The 13,404-nt window shown below is 64.3% G+C and carries 10 protein-coding genes (1 of these 10 only partly in view); 5 read left to right on the top strand and 5 right to left on the bottom strand.

Annotated features, from left to right (window positions below):
• Positions 1 to 28 precede the first annotated feature (28 nt).
• The 4 genes from QTA58_RS08980 to QTA58_RS08965 all read left to right on the top strand — a co-directional run bounded on the left by QTA58_RS08980 (position 29) and on the right by QTA58_RS08965 (position 6,800).
• Positions 29 to 1,447: a cytochrome P450 gene (locus QTA58_RS08980; protein ID WP_289672503.1), complete on the top strand. Its 1,419-nt coding sequence runs from the start codon at positions 29 to 31 to the stop codon at positions 1,445 to 1,447.
• Positions 1,448 to 1,499: 52 nt separating this feature from the next.
• Positions 1,500 to 3,503, top strand: a complete 2,004-nt coding sequence (locus tag QTA58_RS08975) for a hydantoinase/oxoprolinase family protein (RefSeq protein WP_289672502.1) — start codon at positions 1,500 to 1,502, stop codon at positions 3,501 to 3,503.
• Positions 3,504 to 3,587: 84 nt separating this feature from the next.
• On the top strand, positions 3,588 to 4,502 hold the full coding sequence (locus QTA58_RS08970) for a LysR family transcriptional regulator (RefSeq protein WP_289673074.1): 915 nt from the start codon (positions 3,588 to 3,590) through the stop codon (positions 4,500 to 4,502).
• Positions 4,503 to 4,628: 126 nt separating this feature from the next.
• Entirely contained in the window at positions 4,629 to 6,800 is a 2,172-nt protein-coding gene (locus tag QTA58_RS08965; protein ID WP_289672501.1) for a malate synthase G, read from the top strand.
• 89 nt (positions 6,801 to 6,889) lie between these two features.
• Here QTA58_RS08965 and QTA58_RS08960 read toward each other — a convergent pair whose 3' ends face one another.
• Entirely contained in the window at positions 6,890 to 7,555 is a 666-nt protein-coding gene (locus QTA58_RS08960; protein ID WP_085421648.1) for a L,D-transpeptidase, read from the bottom strand.
• A gap of 179 nt (positions 7,556 to 7,734) precedes the next feature.
• On the opposite strand from QTA58_RS08960, the gene QTA58_RS08955 reads away from it, so the two are divergent.
• Positions 7,735 to 8,223, top strand: a complete 489-nt coding sequence (locus tag QTA58_RS08955) for an MmcB family DNA repair protein (protein ID WP_085421649.1) — start codon at positions 7,735 to 7,737, stop codon at positions 8,221 to 8,223.
• Here the strand turns inward: QTA58_RS08955 and QTA58_RS08950 are convergent, their stop codons facing one another.
• The 4 genes from QTA58_RS08950 to QTA58_RS08935 all read right to left on the bottom strand — a co-directional run.
• A complete protein-coding gene (locus QTA58_RS08950) occupies positions 8,224 to 8,799 on the bottom strand; it encodes an ActR/PrrA/RegA family redox response regulator transcription factor (RefSeq protein WP_085423301.1) in 576 nt (191 codons plus the stop codon).
• Between the two features lie 74 nt (positions 8,800 to 8,873).
• A complete protein-coding gene (locus QTA58_RS08945; RefSeq protein ID WP_289672500.1) occupies positions 8,874 to 10,190 on the bottom strand; it encodes an ActS/PrrB/RegB family redox-sensitive histidine kinase in 1,317 nt (438 codons plus the stop codon).
• An 80-nt stretch (positions 10,191 to 10,270) separates the two neighbouring features.
• Entirely contained in the window at positions 10,271 to 12,757 is a 2,487-nt protein-coding gene (gene hrpB / locus QTA58_RS08940; protein WP_289672499.1) for an ATP-dependent helicase HrpB, read from the bottom strand.
• Positions 12,757 to 13,404 carry the 3' portion of an ornithine cyclodeaminase family protein gene (locus QTA58_RS08935; RefSeq protein ID WP_289672498.1) on the bottom strand. 306 nt of this gene lie beyond the right edge of the window, so 648 of the gene's 954 nt are visible here — the last part of the coding sequence; its start codon lies beyond the right edge, outside the window; it ends in the stop codon at positions 12,757 to 12,759. Before QTA58_RS08935 ends, hrpB begins: the two co-directional genes overlap by 1 nt.

Here is a 13,404-nt window from a genome sequence, read left to right as displayed (position 1 = left end):
GTAGGAAACCTCCTGAGGAGGGTTGTCGATGGACATGCGCCCCGAACCCTTCACTCCGCCGGCCCCCGTGCCGCGGAACCGGCTTCTCACCCCGATCGAGGTGATCTGGATCGCGCTGCGCAACCCCTTGGAGCTTTGGGGAAAACCCTCCTATACATTGCCCTGGATCCAGACGAAGTTCTTCAAGGAACGCACGCTCATCGTCAACCATCCGGGTCTCATCCGGCATGTGCTGGTGGACAATGCGGGCAACTATGAGATGTCGGAAATCCGGCAGCTCGTCCTGCGTCCGATCCTGAGAGATGGTCTACTGACGGCAGAGGGCGAGGTCTGGAAACGGTCGCGCAAGGCCATGGCGCCCGTTTTCACGCCGAGACATTCCAAGGGTTTTGCCGGCCAGATGCTGAGGAAATCGGAAGAGTTCGCCGAGCGGTACGCGACAGCCGGGACCGAAGGCAAGGTCTTCGACATTTCCGTCGACATGACCGACCTCACCTATGCCATCCTGTCCGAGACGCTGTTCTCCGGCGAGATTGCCGGCGACAAGGAGTCGGTCTCCGAAGATGTCGATGCGCTCCTGCATCGCATGGGCCGGATCGACCCCATGGACATGATGCGCGCGCCGCCCTGGGTGCCGCGGCTGACCCGCATCGGCGGCAGGAAGGTGCTCGACAAGTTCCGCGGGATCGTGGCCGAGACCATGATCGAACGGCAGAGGCGCATGCGCGAGGAGCCGGATAAGGTCCCGCAGGATTTCCTGACGCTGCTGCTGCAGCTCGAAGGTCCCGACGGCCTCACCATGGACGAGATCGAGGACAATATCCTCACCTTCATCGGCGCCGGTCACGAGACGACGGCCCGCGCGCTCGCCTGGACGCTCTATTGCGTCGCGCAGTCTCCGCAGGTGCGCGAGCGCATGGAAGAGGAGATCGACCGGGTTCTCGCGTCCGGCGCGGAGCCGGTGGAATGGCTCGATCTGATGCCCTGGGTGCGGGCGTCATTCGAGGAGGCGCTGAGGCTTTATCCGCCGGCGCCGTCGATCAATCGCGCCGCGATCGAAGAGGATTCCTGGACAAGTCCCGAAGGGCAGACGGTGAAGATCGACGCCGGCGTCACCGTGCTGGTCATGCCCTGGACGCTGCACCGTCACGAGCTGCTGTGGGAAAAGCCGCGCGCCTTCATGCCAGAGCGCTTCCTGCCGGAAAACCGGGGCAGCATCAACCGTTTCCAGTATTTGCCCTTCGGCGTCGGCCCGCGCACCTGCATCGGCGCGACCTTCGCCCTGCAGGAGGCGGTCATCGCGCTCGCCGTGCTGATGCACCGCTACCGTTTCGACGTGACGCCGCAGACGAAGATCTGGCCCGTCCAGAAGCTGACCACCCAGCCGCGCGACGGCATGCCGATGCGGGTCGGTCTGCGACGCGACGCGTCTCCTCTGGCGAATTGAACTTCGCTGGCTATGCGTTATTGATCCTGTAGACCATTTCCAGGATTTTCGTGTGGCTTTACCCTTCCTTCTCGGCATCGATACCGGCGGCACCTATACGGATGCGGTTCTGTTCCGTGAGGGAGAAGGCGTCCTCGCCAAGGCAAAGGCGTTGACGACACGGCACGATCTGGCAGTCGGCATTGCCGGTGCCGTCGACGCGGTGCTGGAAAGAAGCGCAGCCGCGGCATCGCAGATCGGCCTCGTCTCCCTGTCCACGACGCTCGCCACGAATGCGCTGGTGGAAGGGCAGGGCGGCAGGGCGGCGCTGATCATGATCGGTTTCGGTCCGGACGATCTCGCCCGCGGCGGGCTTTCGGAAGCGCTTGGCAATGATCCCGTGATCTTCCTGCCTGGCGGCCACGATGTCCACGGCAACGAGACCCAGCTCGACATGACGGCTTTGGAAGAGATCATGCCGGATCTTGCAAGGACGGTGTCCTCCTTTGCCGTCGCCGGCTATTTCGCGGTCCGGAATCCGGCTCACGAGATGCGGGTTCGGGATCGGATCCGGGAGCTTTCGCATCTGCCGGTCACCTGCAGCCATGAGCTTTCATCGAAGCTGGGCGGTCCGAAGCGGGCGCTGACCACGCTTTTGAATGCGCGGCTGGTTTCGATCATCGACCGGCTGATCGGATCCTGCGAGGGCTTTCTGGCCGGCCGAGGCATATCCGCGCCGATGATGGTGGTGCGCGGCGACGGCGCGTTGATCTCCGCCGCCGAGGCACGGCTGAGGCCGATCGAAACCATTCTTTCCGGCCCGGCCGCAAGCCTTGTCGGCGCGCGCTATCTGACCGGCCTCGACCAGGCCGTGGTTTCCGATATCGGCGGAACGACGACGGATGTGGCGGTGCTCGACGGCGGGCGCCCGAAGCTTGCGGAAGAAGGCGCCGTGGTCGGCGGCCATCGTACCATGGTGGAAGCGGTGGCCCTGCGCACCTACGGCCTCGGCGGCGATTCCGAAGTGCATATCGATGACCGGGGACTGGAAGCGCGGTTCACGCTTGGCCCCCGCCGTCTGCTGCCGCTCAGCCTCGCGGCCATGGCGCACGGCGACATCATTCTCGCAACGCTGGAAAGGCAGCTCCGTGCCGGCCATGCCGGGCGCCATGACGGTCGTTTCGCCGTTCGCACCGGTGTGCCTGATGCGGTGGCGCAAGGCCTGCCGCCGCAGGAACAGGCGCTTTATGCCCGAATCGGGATGGCGCCCACGGCACTCAATGATCTCCTCACGATGAATTCGCAAAGGACGCTGCTCGACCGGCTCGTGGCGCGCGGGCTTGTGCATCTCTCGGGGATCACTCCCTCGGATGCGTTGCACGTGCTCGGGCAGCAGAATCAATGGCGGGCGGATGCGGCACGTCTCGGGCTTGAATTGGCGGCTCGCCGCAAAAACGGCGCTGGAAGGGAGATCGCCGCCTCGCCGGAGGATCTGGCGGAAAAGATCGTGAGCCGGCTGACGCGACAGTCGGCCGAGGCGGTGCTTGCCGCATGCCTTGCCGAAGACGGCGCGGAGGCGATCGATCCGGCGGTTTCGCTCGCCGTCGACCGGGCTCTCAGGAGAACGCCAGGCATCGCGCGGTTCTCCGTTTCGCTCGATCGGCCGCTGATCGGGCTCGGCGCTTCTGCACCGGTCTACTATCCGGCTGTCGCCGGCATGCTCGGAGCGGAACCGGTCATCCCGGCCGATGCGGATGTCGCCAATGCGGTCGGCGCCGTGGTCGGGCAGGTGCGCGCGAGCGTCACGGTGGTCGTGACCTCGCCCGATGAGGGCCGGTTTATCGTGTCCGGCGCCGGCGAGAGGCTGTTGGTTCTCGGGGAGGAAGACGCTCTCGCGGCCGGACGCGAGCGTGCCATCGCCGCGGCGCTCGCACAGGCGGAGGCGGATGGCGCGGCGGATGCCGTTGTAACCCTTTCGCAGGAAGCGGATGCGCCGGAAATCGAAGGCGCGCGAAAGCTGGTCGAAGCCCGTATCGTTGCCACGGCTACCGGCCGGCCGAGGATTGCCGCTGTCTGACGCTTGCCGCTGTTGCCGCAGCCATATTTGCGATATTGCCTATAGTGGCTCGCCATTCATGCCGATCAGGAACAAGTCACTGTGATCACCAATCTCGACGACCTCGAAATCTTCGTCAAAGTCGTCGCCACGGGAAGCATGTCGGCCACGGCCAAGAGCATGGGCCTTTCGCCGGGGGTGGTTTCGAAGCGCATCAAGCGGCTGGAGGAGCAGCTCGGGGCACGTCTTCTGCAGCGGACCACGCGCCAGATCGGTCTGACGGACGCCGGCAAGGGTTTCTACGAGCGGATTGCGAACGTTCTGACGGGTATCGAGGAAGCCGAGAAATTCGTCTCGGGGAAGTCGACCGAGATCGCCGGCAACCTGCGTATCTCCGCTCCGACCTCTTTCGGGCGGATGCACATAGCGCCGCATCTGCCGGCATTCATGCGGGCGCATCCGCATCTGTCGATCGATCTCATGCTCTCGGACGAATTCACGGACATCATCGCCGAAGGCTATGACGTCGCGATCCGCATATCCGAACTGAAGGATTCGAGCCTTGTCGCGCGCAAGCTTGTCCAGGTACGGCGTATCCTCTGCGCATCTCCTTCCTATATCGAACGCTACGGCCTCCCGGAAAGAATGGAGGATCTGGCGCACCATCATTGCCTGACCGCCCATAACGGCGAACCCTGGAGGCTGGAAGGCCCGCGAGGTCCCCTGGTGTACCGCCCGGCCGGAAGGCTGAACACCAATTCGAGCGAAGTGATCCGGGAAGCGGTGATCGCGGGGCTTGGCATCGCGCTGAGATCCACATGGGACATCGGCAGCGAGCTGAAGGAAGGACGCCTGATGCGAGTGATGCCGGGTTACGAAGGATCGAGGAACGTCTCCGTCTCGGCGGTCTACCCGAGCCGCCGGCATCTTCCCTCCAAGGTCCGGGCGTTCATTGAATATCTCGCGGAACTTTACGGGCCGGTGCCCTATTGGGAACGGCATGGCGAGGTTGCGGCATAGGCCGGACCGGGCTGGTTCCAGGAAGCGATTGTCTCCGATATTGCACAAGTCATTTGAAATTTGTGCGATTGCAATTTCCCGGCCCGCAAATGAGACTTGAAGGACTATCGCAAATTGGAGAAACCGATGGCTCGGATGCAGAAAAATGGTCTCTCGATCGACGAAACGCTTTACGAATTCCTGGTGAGGGAGGCGCTGCCGGGCACCGGTGTCGATGCCGACCGGTTCTTCTCGGAATTTTCGAAGATCGTCCACGACCTCGCTCCGAGGAACCGCGAGCTGCTTTCGAAGCGTGACGCCTTCCAGGAAAAGCTCGACGGCTGGTATCGCAAGAACGGTGCGCCGGCCGATCTTGCCGTCTATGAAGCCTTCCTGCGCGACATCGGCTACCTTCTGCCCGAAGGGCCGGATTTCCGGGTCTCCACGGAAAAGGTCGATCCGGAAATCGCCGAGATCGCCGGCCCGCAGCTCGTCGTGCCGGTGATGAATGCGCGCTATGCGCTGAACGCCGCCAATGCCCGCTGGGGCTCGCTCTACGATGCGCTCTACGGCACCGACGCCATCTCCGAAACGGATGGGGCGGAGAAGGGCAAGGGTTACAATCCTGTCCGCGGCGCCAAGGTCATCGCCTGGGTACGCGATTTTCTCGATCAATCCGTGCCGCTCTCCGGAGCGAGCTGGAGCCAGGTGACCTCTTTCGTCGTCACCGGCGGAAAACTCACCGCCGCCGCCCAGGACGGCAAGACGGTCAATCTTGCCGATCCGGACCAGTTTGCCGGCTATCTCGGCGAACCGGCCGAGCCGACGCATCTTCTGCTCAAGAAGAACGGCCTTCATGTCGAAATCCTGATCGATGCCACGACGCCGATCGGCAAGGATGATCCGGCGAAGATTTCCGATGTCTGGCTGGAATCGGCGATCACCACGATCATGGATTGCGAGGATTCGATCGCAGCCGTCGATGCGCAGGACAAGGTCGTCGTCTATCGCAACTGGCTCGGGCTGATGAAGGGCGATCTCTCGGAGGAGGTTTCCAAGGGCGGCAAGACCTTTACGCGCAGGCTCAATCCCGACACGGATTACAAGGCGCCGGACGGTTCGAATTTCGTGCTGAAGCGCCGGTCCCTGATGCTGATCCGCAATGTCGGACACCTCATGACCAACCCCGCCGTCCTCGACCAGAATGGCAACGAGGTGCCGGAAGGCATCATGGATGCGATGGTGACGGCATTGATCGCCATCAATGACATCGGCCCGAACGGCCGCCGGCAGAATTCACGCACCGGCTCCATGTATGTGGTGAAGCCGAAGATGCACGGGCCGGAGGAGGTCGCCTTCGCCTGCGAAATCTTCTCCCGCGTCGAGCAGGCGCTGGGTCTTCCGGCCAATACTATGAAGATGGGCATCATGGACGAGGAGCGCCGTACGACGGTGAACCTCAAGGCCTGCATCCGCGAGGCGCGCGAGCGCGTCGTCTTCATCAATACCGGCTTCCTCGACCGTACCGGCGACGAGATCCATACCTCGATGGAAGCCGGGCCGATGATCCGCAAGGGCGACATGAAACAGGCTGCTTGGATCGCGGCCTACGAGAACTGGAACGTCGACATCGGTCTCGAATGCGGTCTTTCCGGCCACGCGCAGATCGGCAAGGGCATGTGGGCCATGCCGGACCTGATGGCGGCGATGCTGGAACAGAAGATCGCCCATCCGAAGGCCGGCGCCAACACTGCCTGGGTGCCGTCGCCGACCGCTGCAACGCTGCACGCCACGCACTACCACAAGGTGGACGTCGCTGCCGTTCAGGAAAGCCTCAAGAGCCGCGGCCGGGCCAAGCTTTCGGACATCCTTTCGGTGCCGGTGGCGCAGCGGCCGAACTGGACGCCCGAGGAGATCCAGCGCGAGCTCGACAACAATGCGCAGGGAATTCTGGGTTATGTCGTCCGCTGGATCGACCAGGGCGTCGGCTGCTCGAAAGTGCCGGACATCAACAATGTCGGGCTCATGGAAGACCGGGCGACGCTGCGCATCTCGGCCCAGCACATGGCGAACTGGCTCCATCACAAGCTGGTCAGCGAGGAGCAGGTGGTCGAGACCATGAAGCGCATGGCGGCGGTCGTTGACGGCCAGAATGCCGGCGATCCGCTCTATAGGTCGATGGCGAAGGATTTCGAAGACTCGGTGGCGTTTCAGGCAGCCCTCGACCTGGTGCTGAAGGGCCGCGAGCAGCCGAACGGTTACACCGAACCCGTGCTGCATCGCCGCAGGCAGGAACTGAAGGCCAAGCTTGCCGGCTGACCGGCGAGCGATCTTCTGCCCCATTGCCAACGAAAAGGCCGCCGGAGATTTCTCCGGCGGCCTTTTTCGATTCTGATCGGTTTTCGCGGTTACTGGATCACGACGACCTTCGTGTTGCGGCCGGGACGGACCCGGCTGTAGAGGTCGATCACGTCCTGGTTCATCAGGCGGATGCAGCCGGACGAAGCGGCGGTGCCGATGGAATTCCATTCGGGCGTACCGTGCAGGCGGAAGAGCGTGTCCTGGCCCTTCTCGTTGAAGAGATACATGGCGCGGGCGCCGAGCGGGTTGTTGAGGCCGGGGCCCATGCCAGCTTCCACGTAGCGGGCGACGTCCGGCCGGCGGGCGGCCATTTCCTTCGGCGGGTGCCAGGTCGGCCACTCCTGCTTCCAGGCGACGTAGGCGGTGCCGGACCAGGCAAAGCCCTGCTTGCCGACGCCGATGCCGTAGCGCACGGCCTTGCCGCCCGGCAGGATATAATAAAGGAAGCGCTCGCGCGTATTGACGATGACGGTGCCGGGCTTCTCGCTGGTCGAGTAGCTGACGATCTGGCGGACGAACTTCTTGTCCACGCGGTTGATCGGGATCGCCGGCAATGTATAGCCGGCATCCTTGATGGAGCCGTAGGAGTCGGTGAAGATCTGTTCCGTGTAGGTGGTGCCGGCGACCTGGGTTCCGGGAGCCGTCGTGGAGCAGCCGGCCAGGGCGACAGTCGCCAACAGGCCGAGTGCGAGCATGCTATTGCGGACGCGCATGGAAATCTCTTGGGATGAATGAATCGAATGAGGCAGGTGTGTGACCACCTTTGATCACCGTTTATTTTCGATTACATTGGTCTTGGCAAGCCGCTGCAGCGCGTCCGCCGGGAGCCGGCGCATGATTGAAAATTGCCATTGCGTTTTTGCAACATTACCGAAAGCGGCAACGGGAATTCATGACTATACTCAACGTTGTCAGTAACAATCCGTTAATAGATGGACGCCAGTCGGCGCGGGCCATGATGGTGCGCAGGGGCGTGCAGATTCTGTTGCACGACATGCGGCACGCGATCCTGCCGGAACTCGTTCTTTCGAGCGGAAGACGTGCCGATCTGGTCACCATTTCGGAAAAGGGCGAGATCTGGATCGTCGAGATCAAGACTTCGATCGAAGACTTTCGCGTCGACAGGAAATGGCCGGAATACCGCGCCTATTGCGACCGGCTGTTTTTCGCCACCCACAAGGACGTGCCGCTCGACATCTTCCCGGAAGATTGCGGGCTCTTCCTCTCGGATGGTTATGGCGGCCATCTCCTGCGCGACGCGCCGGAGCATAAGCTGCCGCCTGCCACCCGCAAGGCGATGACGCTCAATTTCTCGCGCGCCGCCGCCCAGCGGTTGATGCTGGCCGAATGGGCGAACGGCAAGAGCTTCGAAGAGATGTGATTATTTCGGCGCGCGCTTGGCGAGGATGCGCTGCAGCGTCCGGCGATGCATATTGAGCCGGCGGGCCGTTTCCGAGACATTGCGCTCGCACATCTCGTAGACCCGCTGGATATGCTCCCAGCGCACCCGGTCGGCCGACATCGGATTTTCCGGCACATCCGCCTTTTCGCCGGGACGCTGCGTCAAAGCGCTGAAAATGTCGTCGGCGTCGGCGGGCTTGGCGAGATAATCCAGCGCACCGAGCTTTACCGCCGTCACGGCGGTGGCGATATTGCCGTAGCCGGTCAGCACGATCACCTTGGTATCCTCGCGGTTCTGCCGGATCGCCTCGATCACGTCGAGACCGTTGCCGTCTCCAAGGCGCAGGTCGACCACCGCATATTTCGGCGGGCGGGCTTTCGACTTGGCGATACCCTCGGCCACGGATTCCGCCGTATCCACCACGAAGCCGCGGCTTTCCATCGCGCGCGCCAGCCGGCGCAGGAAGGGGCCGTCGTCATCGACGATCAGCAGGAAAGGATCGGGCCCCAGTCCGTGGTCGGTATGATCCTTGGTCTTTTCGAGGTGCGTTTCCATCTTCTCTTCTTCTCCGCAGGTGTTCGGGACCTGCATTCCTTTTCATTATGATCCCTTGCCACGATCACGCAAAATCATTTTGAATCCTGCGTCTCCATGACCGATCGCGGCCATTCGATATGAATGCGGGCGCCCGCTTCACCGCTGTTGCGGTTGCCGAACCGGATCGAGGCGCCGGACCGTTCGAGCAGCGTCTTGGCGATGAAGAGGCCGAGGCCGAGACCGCCGGCCCGCTCGTCCTCCCTCGGTCTTTTCGTCATATAGGGTTCGCCGATCCGGGAAAGAATATCCGGCGCATAACCTTGTCCGTCGTCCTCGATGGTGATCGCCACCTGTTCGGCATTGTGTTCGACGGTGACGGTGACCTTGCTCTTGGCGTAGTCGACGGCGTTTTCGATCAGGTTGCCGAGCCCATAGAGGATGCCGGCATTGCGGTTGCCGACCGGTTCGGTGGCGCGATCGTCCTTCTCGATGAGCTCGATCTCGATACCGAACTGCCGGTGCGGCGCCACGACCTCCTCGATCAGCGAGGAGAGCGGCAGGCGGCGCATATGCGCGTCGCTTTCGGCCGAGAGCGACGTGAGCCGGCGAAGAATGTCCCGGCAGCGCTCGCTCTGGCTTCTCAGAAGTTGCACGTCCTCCCGGAACCGGTCGTCACCGGCGAGCTCGCGTTCCATCTCCTTGGCGACGACGCTGATCGTGGCAAGCGGCGTGCCGAGCTCGTGGGCGGCCGCGGCGGCAAGCCCGTCGAGCTGCGAGAGGTGCTTTTCCCTTTCCAGAACCAGTTCCGTGGCGGCGAGCGCATCGGAGAGCAGGGTGGCCTCGTGGGAGACGCGATAGGCATAGAAGGCGGCAAACAGCATCATCGAGGCGATCGAGCACCATACGGCTACCTGCAGGACCGGCTGAATGCGCAGGTTCTCGCCCTCATGCCAGGGCAGGTCATAGGGCGAGAAGGCGAGCACGGTGGTGCAGACGAGCGCGAAGACGATCAGCGCCACGGAATGGCGCAGCGGCTGCGAGGCGAACGAGATGATGACGGGAACGCAGATCAGCGGTGCGAACGGGTTGGCAAGGCCGCCGGTGATGTAAAGCAGCGCCGCCATCTGCAGGAGATCGAAGCCGAGCAGAGCCAGGGCCGATTTCGGGCCGAGGCGATGCGTCGGTGGAAACCAGACCGAAAGGGCGAGATTGGCGACGGCGAGCGCCGCGATCAGGATCGCCGCTTCCATCAGCGGAAAGGGGAATTGCAGCACGAAGGCGACGATCAGGACCGTGATCGTCTGCCCTGCGACGGCAAGCCAGCGCAGCCGCACGAGGGTCTGGAGCCGGATGCGGCGGCTCGAAGGACCGAATTGCGCATAACGCACGGAAGGACTGTCTACGCTCACTGCCTGAACCTGCTCTTTCGACCTGTTGTCCGTGCCTGCTTCATAAACCGGCTCGACCTAAGGTCGCAGGCGGCATTCTGTCACGTCCCGCGCGGTTTGGCACGCGTCGTCGGCAAAGCCTCTGCGGGATCCTCCGGCCAGGGATGTTTCGGATAGCGCCCGCGCATCTCGGCGCGCACGTCCTTCCACGACCCCGCCCAGAAACCTGGCAGGTCGCGCGTCGTCTGGATCGGCCGGTGCGCCGGTGAGGTGAGCTCGAGCAGAAGCGGCAGCCTTCCGCCGGCCACGGCCGGATGTTTCTTCAGCCCGAACAATTCCTGCACGCGGATCGCCAGGACCGGCTCCTCGCCATCGTAGCGGATCGGATGCCGCTGGCCGGTCGGCGCTTCGAAATGGGTTGGCGCCAGCCTGTCGAGATCGCGCGCGACCTCGTGCGGGACGAGCGACCGCAAGCCTTCCGAAAGGCTGCCGGGGTTGATCGAATCGAGCCCTGAAGCATTCCCCTGGAACGGCACGAACCAGTCGTCGAGCCGGGCGAGCAGCGCCTCGTCGCTCACGTCCGGCCAGGGCTCGCCGATGGAGCGATGCAGGAAGCCGATCCGCTCGCGCAGCTGCATGCCGTCTTTCGAGAAGGGCAGGATCTGCAGCCCCAGTTCGCGCACGCCTTCGGCCAGAGCTTTTGCCGCCCGTTCGCCGGTGGGGCGGGGAAGAGGCTTTTCCTCGAAGACGATCGCGCCGAGCCGTGTCGCTTTGCGGGCGCGCACCTGCCGGCTTGCCCGGTCGAAGAAACATTCGTCGCTCTCGCGGATCGCCCCGGAAAGTTCCGCCTCCACGTCGGCGCGGCTGATTTCCGCGGCCGCAAGGATACGGGCCTGTGCGGCCCTTCCGGTGAGGTCCGCGATGACGAGCATCTGCGCGGCTGCGAGACGTTCCGTTTCCGGCAGCTCCGCGCCGCGGCCGTTCGCCATGACGAAGCGCCCGCGCCCGCCGCGCTGCAGCGCGATCCGGTCGGGATAGGCGTGCAGCAGAAGCCGGCCGGCCGGCACGGAAGCACTCGACTGCTTCCCCTTCGGCAGCCCGGAGGCGATTCGCTCCGCGAGCTTGCGGGCCGAATCTGCCCTTTCGCCGCGCTCGTTGCGGAAGCGCCGCAGCCGTTCGTCCAGATCGACATCGTTTCCGCCCAGCCCCTGTTCGGTCAAAAGCACGGCCAGCAGGCAGGCCTGCTTGCCAAAACCTTCTTCCGCCGCTGAGATCGCCATGGCCGAGAGCCGGGGAGGAAGAGCGAGTTCCCGCATCAGCCGGCCCTTCTCCGTCAAGCCACCCTGAGGGTCGAGCGCACCGAGCTCCGTGAGCAGCGCCTTCGCCTCGTTGAAGGCCGGTCCGGGCGGCGGGTCGAGAAAGGCGAGCGTTCTCGGATCCTGCACGCCCCAATGGGCGAGATCGAGCGCAAGCCCGGAGAGATCGCTTGCGAGAATCTGCGGCGGCGCGAAGGGTTGCAGCGCCGCCGTCTGTCCCGGATGCCAGAGCCGGATCGCAATGCCAGGCTCGGTACGTCCGGCGCGGCCGGCGCGCTGATCGGCCGAAGCGCGCGATACGCGCACCGTCTCCAGCCTCGTGATTCCCGTTGCCGGCTCGAAGACCGGCAGGCGCTGCAATCCGCTGTCGATGACGATCCGGACGCCGTCTATGGTGATCGAGGTCTCGGCGATCGAGGTGGCGAGCACGATCTTGCGGCTGCCGGCAGGGGCCGGCCTGATCGCCAGATCCTGTTCCTTCTGGGAAAGGTTGCCGTAGAGCGGCACGACGGTTGTCTCCGGTCCGAACCGGCCCCCCAGCCGTTCGGCGGTGCGCAGGATTTCCGCTTGTCCCGGCAGGAAGGCGAGGATCGAGCCTGGCTCGCTCGCATGCGTTTCGAGGATGGCGCGCGTCATTGCGTCCTCGGTGCGCTCGTTCGGCGCCCGGTCGCGATGCCGGATATCGATCGGAAAGCTCCGGCCCTCGCTCTTGATCACCGGCGGATTGTCGAGCAGTTCGGCGACCCGCTCGACGTCGAGCGTTGCCGACATGACGAGGATGCGAAGGTTTTCGCGCAATGCGGATTGCACGTCGAGCGCCAGCGCCAGCCCGAAATCCGCATCCAGCGAGCGCTCGTGGAATTCGTCGAAGATCACCGCCGAAACGCCCGCGAGCTCCGGGTCGTCGAGGATCATCCGGGCGAAGACGCCTTCGGTCACCACCTCGATCCGGGTCCTTGCCGAAATGCGGTTGTCGAGCCGCATGCGGTAGCCGACCCGCTCGCCGACGGCCTCGCCAAGCAGGAAAGCCATGCGCGAGGCGGCGGCTCGGGCGGCGAGCCGCCGCGGTTCGAGCAGGATGATCTTCCCGGTACACCAGGCCTGGTCCAGCAGGGCGAGAGGGGCGAGCGTCGTTTTGCCGGCGCCCGGCGGGGCGGAGAGCACCGCCCTCGTGCCGCCCGCCAGGGCATCGGTGATGTCTCCCAGAACCTCGGTGACGGGCAGCTTGGGCAGGTTTTTGACAATGGGGCCTGCCTCGGGCGAAGCGGCCATCAGGAGGAAACCTGTCCGCTGGCACGGCGATAGGCGAGGATCGCGCCGGCAAGGTCCTCGAGCGCCGCTCCGACCGACTTGAAGAGCGTGATCTCGTCGGGGCCGGTGCGGCCGGGATGTCTTCCATGGAGGAGCTCCGCGAGTTCGGCCTTGATGCCGTCCTTCGTCAGAACGCCGCTATCCAGCGGCTGGACGATGTCGCCGCCTTCCTTCATCGCTCCGGCTCGCGTATCCACGAATACGGAAGAGCGCCGCACGGCCTCGTCGTCGCTCTCGCGCATGCTCGGCTTGAAGGCGCCGACGAGATCGAGATGTGCGCCCGGCTTCAGCCATTCGCCGCGGATCAGCGGTTCGCTGGAAAGCGTTGCACAGGAGATGATGTCCGCCTGGCGGGCTGCGGCCGCGAGATCGCCGGCGGCGGCCGCATCGAGGCCGAGCGCCCGCGCATCCTCCGCCGTTTCCTCCGCCTTCTCCTTGTTCCGGCCCCATATCAGGAACCGTTTGAGGGGCCGCGTCACGGCATGGGCCTGCATCAGGTTCAGGGACAGCCGGCCGGTGCCGGCCATCAGCATGACCTCGGCGTCCTGACGCGCCAGATACTTTGCGGCCAGTGCCGAGGTCGCGGCCGTGCGTCGCGCGGTGAGTTC

The sequence above is a fragment of the Neorhizobium sp. CSC1952 genome (assembly GCF_030378245.1).
Classification (GTDB): Bacteria; Pseudomonadota; Alphaproteobacteria; order Rhizobiales; family Rhizobiaceae; genus Neorhizobium; species Neorhizobium oryzae_A.
The sequence above is the reverse complement of the archived record's forward strand: the minus strand, read 5'-3'. Positions and strand labels throughout refer to the sequence as shown.

What these genes read in the sequence shown, in the direction of transcription:
- QTA58_RS08980 (WP_289672503.1), top strand. Translation starts at nt 29, where the DNA reads ATGGACATGCGCCCCGAACCCTTCACTCCGCCGGCCCCCGTGCCGCGG.
- QTA58_RS08965 (WP_289672501.1), top strand. Translation starts at nt 4,629, where the DNA reads ATGGCTCGGATGCAGAAAAATGGTCTCTCGATCGACGAAACGCTTTAC.
- QTA58_RS08960 (WP_085421648.1), bottom strand. Translation starts at nt 7,555, where the DNA reads ATGCGCGTCCGCAATAGCATGCTCGCACTCGGCCTGTTGGCGACTGTC.
- QTA58_RS08955 (WP_085421649.1), top strand. Translation starts at nt 7,735, where the DNA reads ATGACTATACTCAACGTTGTCAGTAACAATCCGTTAATAGATGGACGC.
- QTA58_RS08950 (WP_085423301.1), bottom strand. Translation starts at nt 8,799, where the DNA reads ATGGAAACGCACCTCGAAAAGACCAAGGATCATACCGACCACGGACTG.
- hrpB (WP_289672499.1), bottom strand. Translation starts at nt 12,757, where the DNA reads ATGGCCGCTTCGCCCGAGGCAGGCCCCATTGTCAAAAACCTGCCCAAG.